19 protein-coding genes, 1 tRNA gene and 1 pseudogene are annotated in these 23,183 nt (G+C 28.3%); 12 read left to right on the top strand and 9 right to left on the bottom strand.

Annotated features, from left to right (window positions below; genetic code table 11):
• The first annotated feature begins 34 nt into the window (after positions 1-34).
• The 10 genes from EXC62_RS07360 (at position 35) to istB (EXC62_RS07315) (ending at position 14,181) form a co-directional block, all read left to right on the top strand.
• Complete coding sequence (locus EXC62_RS07360; RefSeq protein WP_162140304.1) at positions 35-997, top strand: carbohydrate ABC transporter permease; 963 nt, start codon at positions 35-37, stop codon at positions 995-997.
• Positions 994-1,860, top strand: a complete 867-nt coding sequence (locus tag EXC62_RS07355; protein WP_026391020.1) for a carbohydrate ABC transporter permease — start codon at positions 994-996, stop codon at positions 1,858-1,860. Before EXC62_RS07360 ends, EXC62_RS07355 begins: the two co-directional genes overlap by 4 nt.
• A gap of 17 nt (positions 1,861-1,877) precedes the next feature.
• Entirely contained in the window at positions 1,878-4,298 is a 2,421-nt protein-coding gene (locus tag EXC62_RS07350) for a GH36-type glycosyl hydrolase domain-containing protein (RefSeq protein ID WP_129747561.1), read from the top strand.
• A 308-nt stretch (positions 4,299-4,606) separates the two neighbouring features.
• Positions 4,607-5,836, top strand: coding sequence for an ATP-binding protein (locus tag EXC62_RS07345; protein WP_052590048.1), 1,230 nt, complete (start codon positions 4,607-4,609; stop codon positions 5,834-5,836).
• A 507-nt stretch (positions 5,837-6,343) separates the two neighbouring features.
• Entirely contained in the window at positions 6,344-7,351 is a 1,008-nt protein-coding gene (locus EXC62_RS07340; protein ID WP_026391006.1) for a LacI family DNA-binding transcriptional regulator, read from the top strand.
• 129 nt (positions 7,352-7,480) lie between these two features.
• Positions 7,481-8,452 (top strand): hypothetical protein, encoded by a 972-nt coding sequence (locus EXC62_RS07335; protein WP_026391005.1) that lies wholly within the window; start codon positions 7,481-7,483, stop codon positions 8,450-8,452.
• 334 nt (positions 8,453-8,786) lie between these two features.
• Positions 8,787-8,871, top strand: a tRNA-Leu gene (locus EXC62_RS07330).
• A gap of 337 nt (positions 8,872-9,208) precedes the next feature.
• Positions 9,209-11,368 (top strand): RCC1 domain-containing protein, encoded by a 2,160-nt coding sequence (locus EXC62_RS07325; protein WP_026391004.1) that lies wholly within the window; start codon positions 9,209-9,211, stop codon positions 11,366-11,368.
• A gap of 600 nt (positions 11,369-11,968) precedes the next feature.
• On the top strand, positions 11,969-13,444 hold the full coding sequence (gene istA / locus EXC62_RS07320; RefSeq protein ID WP_162140335.1) for an IS21 family transposase: 1,476 nt from the start codon (positions 11,969-11,971) through the stop codon (positions 13,442-13,444).
• Positions 13,441-14,181, top strand: coding sequence for an IS21-like element helper ATPase IstB (gene istB, locus EXC62_RS07315; RefSeq protein WP_026391185.1), 741 nt, complete (start codon positions 13,441-13,443; stop codon positions 14,179-14,181). The genes istA (EXC62_RS07320) and istB (EXC62_RS07315) overlap by 4 nt, the downstream gene beginning before the upstream one ends.
• Positions 14,182-14,230: 49 nt before the next feature.
• Here istB (EXC62_RS07315) and EXC62_RS08890 read toward each other — a convergent pair whose 3' ends face one another.
• The 7 genes and pseudogenes from EXC62_RS08890 to istA (EXC62_RS07290) form a co-directional block, all read right to left on the bottom strand.
• Positions 14,231-14,404, bottom strand: a complete 174-nt coding sequence (locus tag EXC62_RS08890) for a hypothetical protein (RefSeq protein WP_162849144.1) — start codon at positions 14,402-14,404, stop codon at positions 14,231-14,233.
• A complete protein-coding gene (locus tag EXC62_RS09125; RefSeq protein ID WP_129747559.1) occupies positions 14,404-15,012 on the bottom strand; it encodes a transposase in 609 nt (202 codons plus the stop codon). Before EXC62_RS09125 ends, EXC62_RS08890 begins: the two co-directional genes overlap by 1 nt.
• A gap of 11 nt (positions 15,013-15,023) precedes the next feature.
• A complete protein-coding gene (locus EXC62_RS09120; RefSeq protein ID WP_162849143.1) occupies positions 15,024-15,716 on the bottom strand; it encodes an IS91 family transposase in 693 nt (230 codons plus the stop codon).
• Positions 15,717-16,206: 490 nt separating this feature from the next.
• Complete coding sequence (locus EXC62_RS07300) at positions 16,207-16,617, bottom strand: hypothetical protein (RefSeq protein WP_026391037.1); 411 nt, start codon at positions 16,615-16,617, stop codon at positions 16,207-16,209.
• 239 nt (positions 16,618-16,856) lie between these two features.
• The gene (istB, locus tag EXC62_RS07295; protein ID WP_269744987.1) at positions 16,857-17,609 is read right to left on the bottom strand and encodes an IS21-like element helper ATPase IstB; all 753 of its coding nucleotides are present in this window, start codon (positions 17,607-17,609) and stop codon (positions 16,857-16,859) included.
• Positions 17,575-17,895 (bottom strand): Mu transposase domain-containing protein, encoded by a 321-nt coding sequence (locus tag EXC62_RS09180; RefSeq protein ID WP_408609944.1) that lies wholly within the window; start codon positions 17,893-17,895, stop codon positions 17,575-17,577. Before EXC62_RS09180 ends, istB (EXC62_RS07295) begins: the two co-directional genes overlap by 35 nt.
• Positions 17,896-17,946: 51 nt before the next feature.
• Positions 17,947-18,759, bottom strand: a pseudogene (gene istA, locus EXC62_RS07290) (IS21 family transposase); the annotation flags it as partial.
• 340 nt (positions 18,760-19,099) lie between these two features.
• Between istA (EXC62_RS07290) and EXC62_RS07285 the strand changes: the two are divergent.
• Positions 19,100-20,284 carry a hypothetical protein gene (locus EXC62_RS07285; RefSeq protein WP_026391034.1) on the top strand — a complete coding sequence of 395 codons (1,185 nt, stop codon included), beginning with the start codon at positions 19,100-19,102 and terminating at the stop codon, positions 20,282-20,284.
• Between the two features lie 218 nt (positions 20,285-20,502).
• Here EXC62_RS07285 and EXC62_RS07280 read toward each other — a convergent pair whose 3' ends face one another.
• Positions 20,503-20,838, bottom strand: coding sequence for a hypothetical protein (locus tag EXC62_RS07280; protein ID WP_026391052.1), 336 nt, complete (start codon positions 20,836-20,838; stop codon positions 20,503-20,505).
• Positions 20,831-22,144 carry an IS91 family transposase gene (locus EXC62_RS07275; protein ID WP_129747555.1) on the bottom strand — a complete coding sequence of 438 codons (1,314 nt, stop codon included), beginning with the start codon at positions 22,142-22,144 and terminating at the stop codon, positions 20,831-20,833. Before EXC62_RS07275 ends, EXC62_RS07280 begins: the two co-directional genes overlap by 8 nt.
• A 175-nt stretch (positions 22,145-22,319) precedes the next feature.
• Between EXC62_RS07275 and EXC62_RS07270 the strand changes: the two genes are divergently transcribed.
• Positions 22,320-23,135 (top strand): aminoglycoside N(3)-acetyltransferase, encoded by an 816-nt coding sequence (locus tag EXC62_RS07270; protein ID WP_026391008.1) that lies wholly within the window; start codon positions 22,320-22,322, stop codon positions 23,133-23,135.
• The last annotated feature ends 48 nt before the right edge of the window (positions 23,136-23,183 follow it).

Here is a 23,183-nt window from a genome sequence, read left to right as displayed (position 1 = left end):
CCTCCTCATATTTAATAATTAAGAGGAGAAACATATGAAAAAAAGACAAACTAGAATAAACTACGATAAATGGGGAAGAAGATTTGTTTTACCATTTATTATTATATACGTTGTTTTTTCTTTAATTCCATTATTGTCAACTTTCTACTACAGTTTTTTTGAGTATTACTATAGATTTGGTGGTGCACAAAAAGTTGGTCCGAATTTTATAGGTTTAGGAAACTACATAACAGTTTTTACTGAAGGAAAGTTTTTTAAATACTTTGGAAATACAATGATTGTTTGGTTAATGGGATTCATCCCGCAAATAGTTATTTCGTTGTTACTAGCCTTATGGTTTACAAGTAATAGATTAAAAATAAAAGCACAAGGGACATTTAAAACAATTATATATATGCCAAACCTTGTAATGGCAGCAGCATTTTCACTATTAATTCAATTGTTGTTTTCAACAAATGGACCAATAAATACATTATTAACTAATAGTGGACTTATAAATGAAGGAATTAAATTCTTAGATAGGACATTTACAGTTAGAAGTTTAGTAGCATTTATGAATTTCCTAATGTGGTTTGGAAATACAACGATACTACTTATGGCGGGAATTATGGGAATTGATCAATCAGTTATTGAGTCTGCACAAGTTGATGGAGCTAGTAGTACACAAACATTCTTTAAAATAGTATTACCACTTTTAAAACCAATATTATTATTTGTACTTGTTACATCATTAATTGGTGGTGTTCAAATGTTTGATATTCCACAAATATTTACTGAAGGTAAAGGTGGACCAAATAGTTCTGTATTAACAATCATTATGTATATTAACGCCTTAATGGCACCAAGTAAACAATATGGATTAGCGGGTGCTGTATCAGTAGTTCTATTTATTATTACTGTTTTATTAAGTGTGATAATGTATGTATTAACAAATTCTGATGAAATTAAAGAAAAAAGAGAAATTAAGAAAATGAATAAAGGGGTGAAGACAAAATGAAACAAAAGAACAAGTTCTTGGGATCAAGAATTTCACTCTACGCACAAAGAACATTAATATACTCACTTTTAATATTAATGAGTGTAATAATTATTTTTATTTTCTATATTTTAATAATCAATTCAACTAGGAATCACGTAGATATTCAAAAAGGTATCAGTCTTTTACCTGGAGGAGCTTTCAAACTAAATTTTGATTCTTTAATAAAAAATCAAAATCTTAAAGTTTTTACTGCAATGAGAAATAGTTTGTTTATAGCACTTACAACTGCTATATTAACAACATATTTTAGTGCACTTACTGCATATGGTATTCATATGTATAAGTTTAAAGGTAAGAAATTTGTTCATATGTTTATTATAGGAATTATGATGGTTCCTAGTCAAATTGCAAGTATTGGTTTAGTGACAATTCTCTATAGTGTTGGTTGGGTTGATAATTATTGGGTGCTAATTCTTCCAGCTATTGCATCTCCGGCAACATTCTTCTTTATGAAACAATATCTTCAAAGTGTTCTACCAAATGAAATAGTAGAATCGGGAAGAATGGATGGTGCTAGTGAAATTGGAATTTTCCATAAACTAGTGCTACCAATTATTAGTCCCGCACTCGCAGTTCAATTCATATTTAGTTTTGTTGCAAGTTGGAACAATTTATTTATGCCAAATTTAGTATTAACATCTCAAAATAAAAGAACAATTCCAATAATAATATCACAACTAACAAGTTCAAGTCCAGAAAGATTTGATATGGGACCAGTATATATGATAATGTTTTTTGCAATAGTACCGATGTTAATTATATATTTAATTTTCTCAAGAAAGATAATTAAAGGTGTAACACTAGGTAGTGTTAAAGGATAAAATAAGGGGTGAGAAAAATGAAATATGGACAATTCGATGATAAGAGAAAAGAATATGTAATAAAAGAACCATTAACACCAGTGCCATGGATAAACTATTTAGGAAATAATGGATATTATGGATTAATCTCAAATACAGGTGGAGGGTATACATTTTACCAAGACGCTAAATTAAGAAGACTGACAAGATATCGCTATAATAATGTACCAACTGACTTTGGTGGAAGATATTACTACATAAATGATGGAGAAGTAACATGGAATCCAGGATATCTACCATTAAAGATGAAACTAGATAGATATGAAACAAGACATGGACTAGGATATACAATAATAACAGGTGAAAAAAATGGAATAGAAGTGAGTGTAACATATTTTATTCCATTAAATGATAAAGTAGAGATACATGTAGTAAAAGTAAAAAATAAAACAAATAAAGAAAAGACTATAAAACTATTTGGACTAGTAGAATGGGCATTGTGGAATGCAGAAGATGATCAAACGAATTTCCAAAGAAACCTAAATATAGGTGAAGTAGAAGTAGAAGAAAATACAGTGTATCATAAAACAGAGTATCGTGAAAGAAGAAATCATTTTGCATACTACAATGTAAATAAAGAAATCAAAGGATTTGATACGAGTAGAGAAGCATTTTTAGGAAGTAACTATAATACATGGAGAGATGCAGAAGTAATAGAAACCCTAAAAAGTAAAAATAGTTTAGCAAGTGGTGGTTCACCAATTGCTAGTTTAGAAGTTGAGCTAAAAATAGCAGGAAATAGTGAAGAAGAAATAATATATCAATTAGGATATTATGAGAATAAAGAAGATGAAAAGTTTGAAAAAACAAACCTAATAAATAAAAAAGGTGTAAGAAAAGAAATAAAAAAATATCATGACAAAAAAGAAGTGAAAAAAGCGTTTGAAGAGTTAAATAAGTTCTGGGATAAGACATTAAGTAACTATAAGATAGAAAGTAATAACGAAAAATTCGATCGAATGATAAATATCTGGAACCAATACCAATGTATGACAACATTCAATATGAGTAGATCAGCAAGTTACTATGAGAGTGGAACAGGGCGAGGTATGGGATTTAGAGATAGCTGTCAAGATATCTTAGGATTTGTTCATATGATACCAGAACGTTCAAGAGAGCGAATTATTGACTTAGCATCTATCCAAATGAAAGATGGAAGTACATATCATCAGTACCAACCACTAACAAAGAAAGGTAATGCAAATATAGGATCAGGATTTAATGATGATCCATTATGGCTAGTAGCTGCAGTATCAGCATACATAAAAGAAACAAACGACTATACAATATTAGAAGAAATGGTTCCATATAATAATGAAGTAGGAAGTGAAGAACCATTATTTAATCACTTATATGCAAGTATCCATTACACAATAAATAATAAAGGACCACATGGATTACCATTAATAGGAAGAGCAGACTGGAATGACTGCTTAAACTTAAACTGTTTTTCTAAGAATCCAGGAGAATCATTTCAAACAACAGGAAATATAGACTCAGATGCAGAAAGTGTATTTATAGCAGGAATGTTTGTAAAATATGCAACTGAATATGTAGAAATCTGTGAGAGAACAGGAAAACATGAAGAAGCAAGTTTAGTTAAAAAAGAAATTGATTTGATGAGTAAGGCAGTAATAAACCATGGTTGGGATGGCGAATGGTATTTAAGAGCATATGACGCCTTTGGAAATAAGGTAGGAAGTAATGAATCTGAAGAAGGAAAGATATTCATAGAGCCACAAGGATTCTGTACAATGGCAGAAATAGGTGGAATAGAATATGGTAAGAAAGCATTAGCAAGTGTAGATAAATACTTGAAGAATGAATATGGAGCAGAATTATTATATCCAGCATACACAAAATATCATTTAGAACTTGGAGAGATAACATCGTATCCACCAGGGAATAAAGAAAATGGAAGTGTGTTCTGTCATAATAATCCATGGGTAGTAATAGGATATACAACGATAAGAGATGGAGAAAAAGCCTTTGACTTATATAAGCGAAACGCACCAGCATTTATAGAAGATAAGAGCGAAATACATAGAACAGAACCGTATGTATATAGTCAAACAATTGCAGGAAGAGCTGCAAAGAATTATGGAGAAGCAAAGAACAGTTGGTTAACTGGAACAGCATCATGGACATTTGTAGCAGCAAGTGCACATATAGTTGGAGTAAGAGCACATTATGATGGATTAGAAATAGATCCAGTGTTACCAAGTGAAATAGATAATGTGAGAGTATATCGAAGATTTAGAGATAAAGATTTTGATATAACGATTATTAAAGATAGTAAAAGAAAAGGAACTATGGTTATTAATGGAGAAGAACTTAAAATAAATATAGTACCATTAAAAGGTAGTATCGACACATATAAGGTTATTAAATATATTTAACAAAATAAAAGCATTATACAAAGATTATTGTATAGTGTTTTTTCTTTGAAACATAGTGTAATTTTTTTGTGTAATAACAATTGAATAAAGAATAAAAAAGGAAATAATCATATGTTTTAAATTTGATTCATAAGTCAACGAAAAATGTATAACGAGAAAAACAATAGAAAATTAGTATCTACTATAACGACCCAGTTGTAATAAGAAATAAATCTCAAATCATTTTAAAAAAATCCACAAACTTCAATTCATTTGTATTTTGTGGATTTTTTTAAAATGTGGTAAAATATATCTGGGTGATGACTTATATGATAATAAAAAGAGAGCTTTATCTAGAAAAAATTAGAAATTATTATGAAAGTGATTTAATCAAAGTAATAACTGGTATTAGAAGAGCGGGTAAATCAATGATTTTAGAACAAATAATCTCTGAATTGAGGCAAAGTGGTATTCAAAAAGAACAAATTATATATGTTAATTTTGAAGATTTAGATTTTGAGTATATCAACGATGCACATAAACTTAATGACTTTGCTAAATCAAGAATAATAAATAATCAAAAGTACTATTTACTATTTGATGAAATACAACATGTCAAAGAGTTTGAAAAAGCAATTGCTTCCTTGAAAGCAACAAAAAATGTATCCATTTTTGTTACAGGTAGTAATTCTCGACTACTTTCTGGAGAACTAGCTACACTTTTAGTTGGAAGAACGGTTGAATTCAAAATACTGCCATTTAATTTTAAGGAAGCTTGTGAATATTTAAGATTAAAAGGTGTGAAAGTCAAGGATGATTTTATATTTGATTATATTAAATGGGGTGGATTTCCACAGAGGTTTGATTTGAAAAATGAAAGTGAAGTCAAGAATTATTTGGAAAGTACTTATAATGGCATTATTACTAAAGATATTCTGACTAGAAATTCAGATATTGAAACTCACAAGTTTAAAACAATCTCTAGTTATGTACTTGCCAATGCAGGTAAAGAGTTTTCTTCCATAAATATTGTAAATTATTTTAATGCAGTTAATAACAAGAATAAAATGGAAATTGATAAAAAGACAATTTACAACTACTTGGACAAAATGGAAAAAGCATATTTTGTTTCAAGAGTTAAGAGATTCAATATTAGTGGAAAAGAAGTACTCAAGACAATTGAAAAGCAATATGCAATTGATACAGGGCTTAGAACAATTAATACAAACTCGGTAAATTATGAAGATACTTTTTTCTTAGAAAATATCGTTTATAATGAGTTGATAGTTAGAGGATTTGATGTCTATACTGGAAAAACATATAATGGAGAAGTTGATTTTGTTGCTATTAAGGATCTTAAAAAGTGCTTTATTCAAGTATCTTATTACATGATTAATGAGAAAACAATTGAAAGAGAGTTTAGTGCGTTCTCACCGATTAAAGATGCATCACCTAAGATTGTTTTATCGTTGGATAGGATTGATTTATCTAGAAATGGAATCATTCACATCAATATTATTGATTTTTTATTAGGTAGAGTTGAATTGCCAATGACATAGTATTTCAATAAATGTAGAAAAATTAAAATCTTGAAAGTTCAAAATAATAAGTGTATTTATTTGATGGTGTATTAAGTATTATAAATTTAAATAAATACTTAATATTAGGTAAAAAAGACCTAAAAGATTGTATAGAATATAGTCTAATCAACATGCTAAAAGTGGTACTTTTTGGTTCTATGATTAATATTCATTTATATGATTTAGATAATGTAATAAGGATAAAATTTTTGATATAACAATTATTAAAGATAGTAAAAAGAGTGGAACAATGGTTATTAATGGAGAAGAACTTAAAATAAATATAGTACCATTAAATGTTAGTATCGACACATATAAGGTTATTAAATATATTTAACAAAATAAAAGCATTATACAAAGATTTTTGTGTAGTGTTTTTTTCTTTGAAATCCAAAATATAGTATAATAGATAATATATAACTTTAATATTATTGGTATTTTAGTATTAATTATCAAATAATCAAACTATCGAAAAGGAGGAATATCATGATAAAATTAAAAGATATTGCTACAGCATGTGGAGTTTCTGTTTCAACAGTAAGCAAGGCTTTGAGTGATTCGGATGAAATAAGTAGTGAGAAAAAGAAAGAAATCATTGAAAAAGCAAATGAACTTGGTTATATTGCTAATGCAAGTGCAAGAAGTCTTAAGACTAAAAGATCACAAAACTTAGGACTTATTTTTGTTGATAATACAAATAGTGGCTTAGGTCATGAATATTTTAGTGTCATTCTAAATAGTATAAAACAAGAAGCAGAAAACAGTGGATATGATTTAACTTTTATTAGTAATAAAATAGACTTTTCTAAAAAGTCATATTTGAATCATGCAAAGTATCGTGGATGTGATGGGGTTGTTATTGTATCAGCAGATTTCCATGATCCAAATATTATTGAATTAGTTGAATCTGATATGCCAACAGTAACAATCGATTATGAGTATAATAACAGAACTTCAATAATTTCAGATAATCGAAAAGGACTTGAAGAAATTGTTAGATATTTATATGAAATGGGTCATAGAAAAATAGCATTCATTCATGGTGAAGATACCGATGTAACAAGACAAAGACTTGCAAGTTTTTATAAAACATGTGAAGAATTAAAAATTGTTGTTCCAAATGAATATATAAAAAGTGCTGAATACCATATTCCTGAATATAGTTTTTATGCAACAAAAGAACTGTTAGATTTACCTAATCCTCCAACGTGTATTATTTATCCAGATGACTACTCATATATGGGTGGACTAGAAGAAATTGAAAATCGAGATTTAAAGATACCTGATGACATTAGTGTTGTTGGATATGATGGTATATATTTATCTAGAATACTTAGACCTATGCTTACAACGTATGTTCAAGATGGGATTAATCTTGGAAAGATGGCATCTATAAAATTAATTGAAATGATTGAAAATCCAAAAAGTTATATATCAGAAAGAATAATGGTAACTGGATATCTTCAAAAAGGAAATACAGTAAAAAAATTATAATCATTTTTGGAGTTTAAAACAAAACGTTTGATTAGCAATTATGTTCTTACTTGTTAATTTTAATGAAATCTAGTATTATATTATATAGTTTATATTAGAAATTAGATTAGTTGGAAAGAGGAATATTGTATGTTTAAATGGATATTAAGAGTTTTATATGCTGTTTTAGTTGTTATTGTCGGTTTTCAGATGTATGCAACTGCAACAAATAATAAAAATCAAGAATTTTTTAAAAAAGAAGTTTTAAGCACTTATGAAGAAGGTAATATTGATGATATCGTATCAAAATCAATGACAGCATGGCAAAGTACAAATTATATTGAGAAACCACTATACCATTTTAGTTCAAGTGAAGAAACTGATTATACATTTGATATAGGTATATATAGTTTTAAAGTAGGAAGAAAAGATGAAGTTAGATATGGTTTTATGATTTATGTATATAATCTTGAAGTAAAGAATTTAGAAAATAAATTAGATGACTATTCTGCATATGAAAAAAATCCAGGTTTATTAGGATTAAATGTTTTAATTATGGGACAAGAATCAAACAGTTTTATTGAAGAAAATTTAGCGATTGTTTTTGATGGTAAAGAATTAAAAGGAAATGTGTTTGGTCCAATTTACTTAAATACTGGTGATGAAAACTATTTTTCTTATCGTATTGATCAAAGTAGTGAAAAGAAAATGAATCAAGTAAAAACAATTAGTTTTTCAATTGTTGATGCAACTAAAGAAACTAATGGAAGAAAATTAAACAAATTTGCTGAAATAACCGCAAACAATGATCTTGAAGATAAATACATTGATGATACTATGGCTTTAGGCGATAGAGAATATTTAAATACAAATAAATTTAATGGAGATGCAAGTTATTATAAAGATATTAATGAAACATATAATGGAACAAGCGATAGTGTTGCAACTGTTGATACAACAGTTTTATCTAAATATAACTATGTAGTAACAAGAACGATGTTACTATATGTTGGAGCAATCATTTTATCAACATTCTTATTATTCTTCTTTAAACCATTAATGGAAAAACTAAGAACAAAAAAAGAATTAAAGAATAAAGAAGAAGTTAAGCAAGCAAAATAAGAAATATTATAATATCAATAAAGCTAGTTAAAAATATTAGTATATAATATAATAATGAATTTAATCTTTGAAATAAATGAAAAAGCAAGGTCTATAAACACTGCTTTTTTTACTTGGATATGAAGAGAATTTAGATTAAGCCATTGATTAACTTTTTTAATAAAGGAATAATTACAACACACAAGTATTCCATCAAAACTTGACTAAAAAACTTTCACTTAACATAAGTATTGTTATACACCTATCTTATGTTTTATGTCTTTAGAATAAGATAAACACAAAAAAATAAAAAGATATTGACTTAAACAATTAATAATTGTATAATAATTATTGCGCGGGTGTGGCGGAACTGGCAGACGCACTAGACTTAGGATCTAGCGCTTAACGGCGTGCAGGTTCGATTCCTGTCACCCGCACCATATTGAAATGAATAGGTTTGATACAATTAGTGTCAAGCCTTTTTTTATTGGAAGATAGGAAATTTTCTCGTATATTCACTTGCCAGAACTAAATGCTTAAAATGATAAATAGGTAAAAATATAGTCAAAACCAGTGTTTTTAGTAAAAAGTATAGTTTAGCTTACACGATTGCTTTTCAATTTACACGATTACAAGTCGGATTTACACGACATGCCTGATTTTTTACACGATTACAAAAAGCATGTATGTCTTGATATAAGCTTGAAGAAATGATTTGAAAATGCTATAATTTTAAGTGAAAGATAGTTTTATTAATGCATTAATAATGGAGGGTTTATGAAAATTAGAAAGATATTAGGTGTTATATCAATTACAGTATTCTTGTTTTTTATTGTTGCGTGTAATCAAAATATACAGTTTACAATTTATTTCGATTCTAATGAAGGAACCACTGTTAGTCCAATCACAACAGATGGCAAATCCACGATAACTATACCAAATGATCCGACAAAAGATGGATTTGAGTTTGGTGGATGGTATTGGGACAATAATACATTTAACAGACCTTTCACGGCAAATTCATTGCTTATTGCACCAATTTCAAGCAACATGACTGTTTATGCAAAATGGAAATTAATAAAAGTTACACCCACAACTTATGAAGTAAGATTTGTATCTAATGGTGGTACTTATGTATCACCAATGGAAGTTATAGATAATACACTTATGACATATCCTCAGTGCTCTAGAACCGGTTATACATTAGAAGGATGGTACACAAGTAATGATAATGGCGTTACTTTTGATTCTAAATGGAATTTTTTCTCTGATCGCATAGGAACTGATATGACATTGTATGCAAAATGGATAATCAATAGTTACACAATTAGTTTTAACTCCAATTTGGGATCTTCCGTAACTCAAATAACCAAAGATTTTAACACCAGTGTCTCTCAACCAGTAGATCCAATAAGAGAAGGATACATGTTCGGTGGTTGGTACAGAGATGCTGAATTTACTCAATCTTTTACATTTGAGACAATGCCAGCACAAAATATCACTCTTTATGCAAAGTGGGTACCAAATCTTTATGAAGTTACTTATCATACGGTTTATGAAGGGTCTTTGTATCAAATAAGCATGAGTGATGATGAATTAATAGTTAAAACGGAATTAGGAAGTAATTTTGGTGTTATTTTAACTAATCAAGGACGAGTATTTACATGGGGGAAAAACACTAGTGGTGAATTAGGTATTGGTTCAACTCGTGATACATATGTGACAGATATAACAGCACGATTTGAATTAGAAGAATCGGATTATATCATAGATGTATCAGTTGGATCATTCCATGTATTAGCTCTATCAAATTTAGGGAATATATATGTTTGGGGAAGTAATAGTTATGGTAATCTTGGTGACGGAACGACTACATCTTCAAAAATCCCTTTAAATATAAGTAGTCAGTTTAATTTAAATTCGGATACACGAATTATTTCGATTTATACTGGGCTAGGTAGTAGTGCAGCTTTAACGTCAGATCATCAGTTATGGGTATGGGGAAGAAATGATTCTGGTCAATTAGGTATTGGTACGACGAATAATCAATTAACTCCTATGAATATAACCGATAGTATACAACTAAATAACGATGAGTATATTAATCAGGTATCATTAGGATGGAATCACTCAGGACTTGTGACATCTCAGTCACGAGTATGGATGTGGGGTGACAATAGCAGTGGTCAATTAGGTAATGAAACTAAATTAGATTCACTCATTCCAATTGAAGTTACAGATTATTTCGTTTTGGATGAAGGGGATACAATTGAAAAAATATTTTTAGGAAAAAATACTTCGTCAGCTATCACATTGACTCATGAAGTATTTACTTGGGGATCAACCCATCAAATCAAATTAGGTTTAACCTTTCAAGAATATTATGGTATATACAGTATTTTAAAACCACATCGAGTTACTCAAAATTTTAATTTTGATGAAGGGGAATATGCAGAAACAATCTCTATGGGATATGAGCATACACTAGTGTTATCCAATTTGGGACGTGTTTATGGTATGGGCAATGATACTTGGGGATCATTAGGCGGAAGCAATTCTTACTTACCTAAAAATATAAGCAAACTATTAGGTTTTGATGATTTAAATATAATAATGATAGAATCTAATTGGTATAGTTCAGTGATGGTGAGTGCGGAGGGGAATATTTATTTGTTGGGCTCTTATTACGATCATTTAGGAACTGGGTATGATTATATTGGTGCTAAATCAACTAAAACACTTTATATGTTTAATCAGGTAATTGAAGTAAAAACAAAACTAGTATATTATGGTGAACTTATTGATTTATCGTATTTAAACTTAGAAGGTTACACTTTTGATGGTTGGTATACATCAAATAGCTATAACTTGTTTATTTCTTATAGTGAAATGCCCTCAAGAAATATTATAATATATGGTATATATAAAACTAATTAGCAGTTAGTGATTTTAAAATTAGTATTTCCACACAACGCATATAATGAGATTTGAACACTATTGAAATAACCCTAAAAACTAGGGGTGCTAAAATTTTCATTAAGGGTGCTAAAAAAATAACTAGGGGTGCTAATCGTGTATTAAAATTAGTCTCCCAACACATATTGAATTCAAAGGTTTGATACAAATGTATCAGGCCTTTTTTTATTATATAGTAAATTCTATTTTATCATTCAAAAACAGGGTTAGTTAAAAAAAACATAAATATAAACAGAAAAAAACCTTAAACAAGGTTCAATAAAGTACTAAAATAATTTATTACTTATAGCCTTTAATTTTGCGATAAATATCAAGAGGCATAAAAGCAGTCATACCACAAACAGGACATGTTTCAATAGGAAAAGGAGTACCAGTTATAGACATAGAAAATAACATATGAGAATGTTCAATAGTTTCTTGGAACTTACATTCAAGACATTTCTGTATTTGTTAGTATATAACTAGGTCAATAAATTAAATAAAGTTGGTAGGAAACTAGGTCAGTATATTCATACATAATATAATAACCTCATATAATTTAAATAATGTGAGGTAGAAAGAATGGTATCAATATACATGAAAAACGATATATTATCACTAAAGCGTAATGGAATGTCTAATCGTAAAATAGCATTAACATTAAATATTTCAAAAGATACAGTTAATAAATACGTTAAAGAAATGAAGGTTATAACAAAGTTAATAGAAAATGAATCAGATAAAAGTAAAATTATTGAATTACAAAAAGAGTTAGTAAGTGCACCTGTAAGAAAAGGGGTAAGTGTTAGAAAAGTTTTTAGTGGAGAGTTGGAACACAGATTTTATGAACTATTAAAACAAGATGAAGAAAAAGATTTATTACTTGGTTTAAACAAACAAAAACTAACTGCATCTCTTCTTCACCGTAAACTAAGATCAGAAGGTTTTGATGTTGGTATAACAACAATCCAAATTGAATATAAACGTTATAAAAATAAAAACAAGGAAGCTTTTATCAAACAGCAATATGCTCCAGGCTTTAGAGCTGAATATGACTTTCATGAAGTGAAAGTGTTAATTGATGATCAGGTAAAAAAATTATATCAAGCAACAATAACCCTACCTCACAGTAACTATATATTTGTTAAACATTATCAAAACCAGAAATTTGAATCATTTATTGACAGTTTAGTAACATTCTTCGAAGAAATTAATGGTGTACCTAAAACAATGGTTTTCGATAACATGAGAAATGTAGTAAGTAAATTTGTCTATGGTGGTGCTAAAGTTTATAATGAAGAGCTAATTAAATTATCTAACTATTATGGTTTTAAGATTATGACTACTAATCCAAGAAGCGGTAATGAAAAAGGACATGTAGAAACTAGCGGCAAAATAGCAAGAAGTGAACTATTTACCTTCAACTATAAATTTTATTCTTTAGATAATTTAAGGAAATATGTAGTTGATGAAATTTTTAAGATTAATCAAGATAAAGTAAAGGTAGTGAATGAAAGAGTTAATTTAATTAAACTACCAAAAGCCAAATATGAACTAGGAAGACTTATTCAAGCAAAAGTAAATCATGAATCAATAATAATGATTGATTCAAATTATTACTCAGTTCCTGATTCATATGTTGGTGAAAATGTCTATTCTAATGTTTATTTAGAACATATAAACGTTTATAACTTAAAACATGAACTAATAGCAAGCCATAATAAAAAAGTGGGCAAAGGAGAATATACTATCGATATATTCCACTTCACTACCACTTTCACGAAAAAGCCAGGTGCACTTTTAAACTCAATCGCTTTAAAGCAAGCACCAAAAGTTATCCAAACTCTTTTTCATAAATATTTTACCACAAAGCCAAAGGATTTCATTAAATTGATTAATGAAAATGATATTTATGAATTAAATGAGTTATTAATAAAACTTAATAATGGTCATAAACTAACAACTATTAAATCAATGGAAATTACTATTGAAGAAGTTAGTTCTAATCAATTAAGTCAAATATCAAATCTATTTAATCAAGGAGAAACTATACAATGAAAACAATTGAGCAATTAGCAAGTATTTTAAAACTAGCAAATATAAGAGATAATTACCAAAGTATTATTAGTGAAGCAATGGATAATAATGCAAGTTATGAAGACTTCTTAAAACTAGTATTAACTAGTGAAACAAGAGCTAGAGAATCAAATGGTATTAACCGCAGAATTAGAATAGCTAAATATCCACACCTTAAATATCTACATGATCTTAAACTAGAATCATTTCCAATTGAGGTATCTAATCAAATTAGAGAACTTCAATCATTAAGATTTTTAGATGAAGGCAGAAATGTAATATTAGTAGGTAATCCTGGAGTTGGTAAAACACATACAGCAATAGGTTTAGGTATCGCCGCTAATATGAAAAGCAAAAATGTTTTATACATAACAGTACCTAATTTAATTACTGAATTAAAGGAATCAATGACACTAAACCAACTTACAAATTATAAAAAAAGGTTCATCAGTTATGACTTAGTCATATTAGATGAACTCGGTTATATTGGTTTTGATAAAGAAGGTAGTGAATTATTATTTAATTTACTTTCTATGAGAAATGAGACTAAGTCTATAATCATTACTACTAACTTAGCATTTACTAGGTGGGAAGAAATATTTGGTGATCCAACACTTACTGCAGCTATGGTTGATAGATTAGCACACAAAGCTACAGTTATAAATATTAAGGGTGACTCATATAGAATTAAAGAAACAAAGGAATGGTTAAGTAATTAATACTGACCTAGTTTCGCACCAATATAGTGACCTAGTTTGGTATTGACATTTACAATTTCATGATAACCTCTTCAAACATAGGTTCAAAATCAATGAACTTTTCATAAGACAAAGCAGGAGCAGGAAGATTACCTAATAACACTTCGCGTAAATAATCTTGATATTTTGATTTGAGATTATCATCACTAATTTCAAACTTTTTAATAGAATAATATTTAGGCACTAAAAAACACAACCTTTCATAGGGAAATAAGACAATGAATAATCAAAAGTCATTTTGGATCCACACTTACAAATGTGTGGATCGAACTTAAAAGTATTATAAAGTAATACAGTATATTTCAACATAGATTTTAACATACGAATTCTATTAATCCATAATATTTTGGGTATTTTAGGAATAGTTTTAGATTTATTAGCATAAAAACCAAAATATCTAATAAGATGAAAATGCTTATCAGGAATATGTCTGATAAGTTTGATGATAAAAGCATCAATAGATTCGGTAATAAACTTAGTACCTTGATAATTAGGATCATCACTAGTTAGACCATCATCTTCATGAGGATTAAACTTCCAGGTAATAGTGTTACTAGCATAATCAATAGAAACAATCCTAGATTCACTAATAGCAGGATGAGAGCCATATCTAGCAATGTAATTAGCAATATCTTTAATGGTAGTAAGTTTAGAGTTATTAGGAGGAGCATAGATATAAAACCCTTTAGAGTAAGTCTTAATTAAATAGTATTTTAGAATGTTGAAAGCTTTTAGTTCGCTAGGATGAGATTCATTTAAGTAGTTAGACATTAGGTTTAATAAAGAGAACATAAAATATTTTCTTAACTGTTCAAAATGAAAATAATGATATTTTTCACATTACCAGAAGAACTAACTTTGGCCTCAGCAACTAAAGCATGAATATGTGGATTAGGTTTTAAATCTCTACCAAAAGTATGTAAGAAAGAAACAAAACCTAATTTATAGTTATTAGCAATTTCTTTTTTAGAAGTGATAGAAGTATTAGTAAGAGTATCATTAACAGCATCAAAAAGTAAGTTTTGCATATCACGATATTTAAAGAAATAAATACGTAGTTCTTCAGCAACAGTAAAAACAAAATGCCTATGAGAAACATTAATAAGTTTAGACTGAATCTCTATTGAACGAAAGTCACGATATTTTTTACCACAAGTAGAACAAAACCTAGAGTTACAAGAAAAAGCTGTAAAAGTGAAATTATCACAACGTTTACAGCTAAAAGCAATATATCCCTTTCGATAGTCCTTGCAGAAAATTATGTCTTCGACATTTTTAATAACTGAAGAACGTAGTTTATCTATATTATTAGATTTAAATTTATCCCAACAATTTAAAAAGATATCTTTGATAGTAATTTTATTATCAAATTTATCTCTAATATGTTTCAAATTAAAAAGTCTATTAAATTCATTTTGATAAACTCTATTACTTATAGATTTAGCAATCATTAAACTTTCAGTATAAGTATTAAGTATGTAGTCAGTCTTTGTCATATACATATTATATATTAAAAGTGTTCAAAGAGTACATTAGGCGAAAATTTATTTTCGCTTTTGTTCTGCTAAAAATTAGATATAGAGGGGGGGTGTCATTAATAGCAATAATTCGTAACTTGGTAGTAAAAATTGCGTGAGCGTTTAAAAGGCTCTTATTCAAATAGCGTTACAAATCCTTTTTATTGTGATATTATATAAACAATATTGAGGTGATTAATATGCATCAAATATAATACCAAACGAGATGATAGCCGATAGGGCAGGTCATGCAAATGATAAGATAACCAAGCAAAAATACCGCAAAGTATTCCAAAGCGATGACAAAAAAAACGCAGACATCGTAGATATAATATTCACAAGACAAAGTGCTATGCAATAATATAAAATTATAAAGCCTATACTATAATAAGAGTAGTGTAGGCTTTTTTAAATTATGCAATAAATTAAACTTAATTTAAGTTTTAAGTTATCAAAACTCGTAAGAGTGTTAAAGGTTATGTTTGATAATATAAAAAAGTAAGACAATACTCGCACAGAGTATGAGAAAATTAACAATTAGTGCCACTACGCCTATAGTTTTTTTATTTAATTTTATTTGATACGAAGATACAATTATGCCTCTTATTACGTAAGAAAAAAATCCCAAAGCACCGCCAATACCGAGTGCAGCGCCCCCAATAATTATAAATATCGCAACAATAATATTATTGAATCCGCCAATATCATTAAGTAACTTAAGTGAAAAATATATCGCACCGCCACCTAAGATTAGAGCCAAGATAGGGTAAACAATACCTACGATTCCAAAATATTTAGAATTAGGATTTTCATTCTTGATTTTTGTATATTTAATAGAATCTTTAAAAAACATTCTGAACAAGTTAGTTATTATTTCCATTATATAATACCTTCCTTTTATTTTTTGTTTTACATAATTAATATAAATAGCGAAAAGAACTTGCAAAAATAATTGTTATAAAATAATGTGAATAGTTAATCTAGTGCTTCTTTGATTAAATAATACCATTATAATTGAATTTAGTCAATATTATTCACAAAATGTTTGCTAAAAGTTGCTGATATAAATGTCAATATAAGAGTACTCGTTTATAACGGTTTAATAATACCCACTTTTGATTAAGTATTACCTCCAGTTTCAAATAAATGTTTGGTTCTATATGAATCACCATTGATTGTAATTACATGTGCATGATGAAGTAGTCTATCAACTATTGCGTTTGCTATTACAGGATCTTGAAATACTTCAGACCATTTTGAAAAGTTTATATTTGTTGTTATTATTGTGCTTTTATTCTCATATCTTTTGTCTATTAATCGAAAGAATAATTTTGAATCCTCTTTACTAATTGGTAGATACCCCATCTCATCAATTATTAATAATCTGTATTTAGTAAAATGTTTTATACGATCTGTTAATCTATTTTCTAGTTGTGCTTTTTTTAATTGTTGAATTAAATCATGACATTTAATAAAGTAAGTTTGCATTCTTTTCTTAGCTACAGATATCCCTATGGAAGTTGCTAAATGTGTTTTTCCTACACCTGGTGAACCTAAAAAAACAATATTTTCATTTAGTTCGATAAATTTATGGTTAGTGAATTCTCTTATTTGTAATTCATTTATTTCTGGTTGGAAACTAAATTCAAATTCATCAAGTGTTTTTGTATGTGGGAATGCCCCAGTTCTAACCATAGAATAAATCATACTTTTCTCTCTTTTTTCAATTTCTTTGTTTGTTAATGTGAGTAGTCCTTCAACAAATGTTTTATTATTACTTACTATTAAATCTAATTCTTGTGGTAAATGAACTAAAAGTTCATTTAGTTTAAGATACTCAAGATTTTTTATTAGTTGTTGATATTGAGTCATTATATTTTTCTCCTATTTTATTTAAATTACTTTGTGAAATACTTTCAATTTCATCACCCTTAAATTTATTTGATAGAAGTAAATTGCTATTATAATCGTCTTCATGATAAAATAATTGACCTTTAACATTGTTTTTAATTTGATGTATTGTAATTAATTTTGTGTTAAAATATACATGTAATTTGTTATCATATACTTGAGCAGTTACTTGCTTATTTAAATATTTGGGTGGGACTGAGTATTTATTTTGCTTGTAAGTGACCATTGCAGATGTGTCAACTTTCATTAGTATATCGGTAATATTATATTGATTCCTTATAGATTGCTTCGGAAGAGCATGTAGGGAATCTTTTTCTTTTTGTAGTGCTAATGTTGGAATTAATCCATAACCCTCATGATATTTATTATTTTCCCGATTGTTTAATTCCTTTATCTTTTTAATTAGTTCTAAATATGTTAAATCACCATTGAAACTTTTTAGATAATCTAGAATTCTCATAGGTTGCTCCACTTTAGTTTTTGTTTGAGGTTTTCCAGCTATACATGGAACTGTTTTAAAACCATAATCATCAGAGAAAGATTTAAACTTATTATTTATTTTACCTTTGGAATAATTAGTTCTAGGTTCATCCATAACTGTTTTCATATTATCAGTTAATAAAGTTTCAGGGACACCACCAAACGCTTTGAATGCATTATCTAAGTGATTAAATAATATATCTTGATTTTTATTAAGGCTCACTCCATAATATCTAAATCTTGAATATGATAATATAACAACGAGAATATTAATTTCAATTACTTCACCAGTATTTAATACTATTTCAAGAGATTCTTTCCAATCTACTTGAGCTTGTTCACCTTTTGATGTTTCAAAACGTATTTCCGGTACTTTGCTTACTTTTGTTTTAAAGTAGTTATCAAGATCTTTATTTTTCTTTAACCAATCTTTAAAGGTTGATTCACTTGTCACTGGAATTATTTTATTATCTAAACAATAATTAAATAAATTTCTTTTATAATAAAATATTTTGTTCTTTATTTTTCCTGTTCCATATAATAAATCAAAAATTTGATCATAGTATGGGTCAAGTTTTGATTTTCTTTTTCTTGTTTTAATAGGCTCATATCCTTTCATATATTTTCTTACAGTTTTTCTTGAACTTTAGCAAGATATTTAATTACTGAAATGAGAGATTTCTTTGACCAATATCTAAATATTGATGAAGTTCAGAATGATTTTGAACTATTTACTATAGTATCTACAGCGTTATACATGTATAAGTGCGAAATTGATCCAAGATGAATTATTGGATATGAATATAAAAATATAGATGCCAATGAACATTGTAAAAGCAATAAAAGTATGAATGAATATATCCTTAAAGTTATAAAATTAAACAGTCATCCCACTTTTTTGTTTATTAGTATATTTTATTGTGCAACAATCAAAAGGCCAATTATACCATTAAGATGAGGTGTGTCAATCAATGTGTAGGACTAAATATGAGAATTTAGAGGAAGCAAACTTTAATGAAAGAATAAAGCAAATTTTATCATTTTTTAAAGAAGAAGAAATTGAAAAGATTAAGTCACATCGTAAAATAGATAATTATGAACACCCACTAAAGAATATTATTATCTATGATGAATCTAAAACATCTTCAAATATAGCAGATGATAAGTCTTCAATTATATATAAGACAAATTGGGCATTTGAAGTAGTTCAAAGAATAGATCCGGATTGGTTACGAGCGAAAAAATCAGATTTATTGGATGATGACTATTCAATAGTTTCATCTGTTTTGGGGGGAATAAGGGCATACGCAGAAATTAAAACAAGGTTATATAGAGAGCTATTTAATGACACATCCCAATTAGTGTCTATACCTACATCGAAAAATCCAACACCAGATTTTAGATTAAGTGACACAGACTATTATCAGAAAAAGTATGTGGTAGACTTTGAAGTTTTCACGAAGACTCATGACAAAGAAAGCCAAAAAGGTATTGATTTAGGTACAACAGTAACAAAAATCAATGGTGGTAGGAATAAAATAACAACTCGGGTTTCTTCCCACAGACCTTTCAGTTTTGAGAAAAGGCCATTAGAAAAAAATAAACACGCATCAGATTTAAGACATATTATTCATCTTTTTACTCAAGTAAAAGCAAAAGATAAGCAATTTTCAGATGAAAATATCAATGTTCTCTGGATTGATATGCAAGATGAAGCGATATTTCACTACAGCTCTTTTTTATCGTTTGCATCCCCAACCGTGATTAGAGATGGTTCATTTATATCATCAACTTTGTGGCATGCTTTTTATGGTCAAATTGAAATGATTATTTTACATGAATTTTTTCAAGGTGAGCATAATACGTATTTGACTTCCAAATTAGAACATGATGGAAGATTTTATCTTTCTGAAAATAAAGCAGATTTTGTGGTATTTGTTTTTCCTAGGAAAACTATTGTTTTTGAAAAGCCAGATAATGATAAAGTGATACCCGAAAGATTTAGAGATACATTGACATATCTATTAAATTTCAACTCTGTTGAATCAAGAATAGATTTTCCTAAAGGAAATTTATCACAAGCATTAAAGAATGATGTTGAAAGTCTGGAAATTTTGTATAAATACTTAAAAGAAAGAGATGAGTGGGAGGAATAAACTAAACTGTTTTCATATTTCTCCATCTAGGGGTGCTAAAAGTTTTATTAGGGTGCTAAATTGTATTAGCATCGGTTACCTTAGACACAATTAGTAATTAAAGGTCTTAAAAGGCCTTTTTCTTTTGAATAGGAAATTGTATTTGGTCTAATCAAAAAAGGATATACTTAAAAAAACTCCATATTAGAAGTTTATTACAAAGTATAATATATCTTAGTTTATTTTAAAACGTTAAAAGGAATTAATTTTTTAAAAACATCTTTAGGAACAAACTGCAACTTACCACATTCAGGACAGAAATCTAAAGGGAAAGCAGCCTCATTATGAAGAACATCCATAGAAAAATGTTCATAACTTAAATTTAATTCAAAGTGACAATCAAGACATTTCATTTCAATCATATCAAACAAATCAGAATTTTTAAAATAGTTATCAAAAGATAACTTAGGACCAGGGATAAAACCCTCAGCAATACCTAATTCATATTCACGATAAAGATTCTTCTTTTGTGAATTAGACAAAATAGGTTTATAAGTTTTAAAAAGTTTAGGCATCAGAAATATAAGCTCCTTTATTATTATTTGGTAGAAATGAAAGTTTGATATTTAAAACCATCTTGGCACCACAGCTACAAAGAAGGGGATCAAACTTAAAAGTATCTAGCAACATTATACGCCATTTTAATCTAGATTTTAAGTAATCAATAGAAGATTTAGAAACTAATTTAGTAAAAGAGTTAGCACGAGCAGATTTATTAGCATAAAAACCATAGTAACGAATTTGATGAAAACCCTCATCATGGATATGTCTAATTAGTCTAGAAATAAAGATATGAGGATGTTCAGTAATAACGACAGGATTATTAGGATCATCGTGAGGAGTATAACGCCAAGAGACAGTGCTATTAGTAGAATCAAGAGATAAAATATTGGATTCAGCAATAGGAGGATGAGAAGCATATCTAGCAATATAATTAGCAATTTTTTTAGTGTTATAAAATTTAGTAAACTCTTTAATCCTAGGACCGTAAGTATAAAAACCGTCTTTATATTTTTTGATAATTTTAGACCTTAAGATGTTAAATTCACGATAAAGAGAATGATTACCAAAAGCTTTGAGAACTTTAGAAGCTAAGGATAAGAATTTGAACATAAAAGTCTTTCTGAGACGTTCGAAAGGAAAAAAATAAAGATCTTTTTTCTTGTTAAACTTATCAATAGTAGCTTCAGCAATTAAAACATGAATATGAGGATGAAGATTTAAACTACGGCCCGAAGTATGAAGGAAAGCAACGAAGCCAAGCCTAGCATCATCTGCTAGATCTTTTTTAGAAAGATCTAAAGAAAAATGAAGAGAATCATTAACAGATTTAAATAAACAATCAAATAAAGGTCGACACTTCCAAAAGAAAGGTCTTAAATCAAAGGGAAGAGAAAAAACAAAATGACGATGAGGAACAGAAATAAGTTTCTTTTGAATTTCCAAAGAGCGAGAATCACGATATTTATGGCCACAAGAGGAACAAAATCTAGAATGACAAGATAAACCAGATAAATGATAATGATCACATTTAGAGCACTCATAGAAAAGATAGCCCTTAGATAAATTTCTACAATCAATCATAGATTCAACATTTATATTAATAATAGAAGAACGAAGTTTATCTTGATGAAGTAATTTAAAAGAAGGCCAAAAAGCGCGAAAAATCTCCTTTATAGAGACGTGATTAGAGTTTAGGGAACGAACATGCTCAAGATTAGAAAGTCTCGTTAATTCATTCTCATAAACAGTATTACCATTTTTAGCAGCAGTGGCTAGTAAATCTTTATAAAGATTTTTAACATAAACATTAGTATCCATAGCTATATTATAAATAATAAGATATGAAAATAAAAGAGGCGATTAGTAATCGCCCCGAGTGAAATTTATTTCACTTTTTGTTTTTATATTTAAAATATAGTTTCTATCGTATTTATATGTAATGAGAGTTTTGTGTTAATATATATGTAAGTAAAGAAGAAAGAAAGAGATAATTATGAAATTAAAAGAAATTGTTGAAAGTACTAGTACACCAAGAACACTTGAGTCTTTAGTGCTTGATTTGAAGAAATTTGATATTGATTATGATGATACTGTGATTGTTCATGTATCTCAATCAAGTATTGGTTGGATATTAGGTGGAACTGAAACACTATATAAAGCGATATTAAAAGTTATAGGACCACTTGGAACAATTGTTGTTCCAACTCAAACTATGGATAATTCTGATCCGAAAGATTGGGTAGCACCAGCTGTTCCTGAATCTTGGCATCAAGAGATTAGAGATTTAATGCCAGCATATGATAAAAAAACAACTAAAACAAGAAGTATGGGGAGTTTTTCAGAGTATATAAGAGTACATCCAGACTCTGAGAGATCATCACATCCACAAGTATCATTTGCAGCAATTGGCTTTCATGCAAAAAAAATTGTTAAAAAACATGAATTAACCCCGAAATTTGGTATGGATACACCGCTAGGTGCAATATATAGATTAGGCGGAGCAAAGATTTTGATGATTGGTACAGATATGACAACATGTACAGGGTTACATTTGTCAGAAGCACTTTCAGAAAACTTTAAAGAAAAAGAAATTAGTTCATGTGCAATGATTGTTGATAATAAAAGAAAATGGGTTTCTTATGAAGATAAGAATTATAATTCAGATGCTTTTTCAGTAATCTATGATGAATATAAAAAGAAAGTAAATATAACTGAAGGCTTTGTAGGCAGTGGAAGTACAAAAGTGCTTGATTTTAACAATTTGATTGATTTTGGAAAATCTTTCTATGACAAATTAAAAATTAAATAGAATTAAAAATAAATATAATATAAAACTTAACCGGAACTATTTTTTTTG

This window comes from Haploplasma axanthum, assembly GCF_900660745.1.
GTDB lineage: Bacteria > Bacillota_I > Bacilli_A > Acholeplasmatales > Acholeplasmataceae > Haploplasma > Haploplasma axanthum.
The sequence above is the reverse complement of the archived record's forward strand: the minus strand, read 5'-3'. Positions and strand labels throughout refer to the sequence as shown.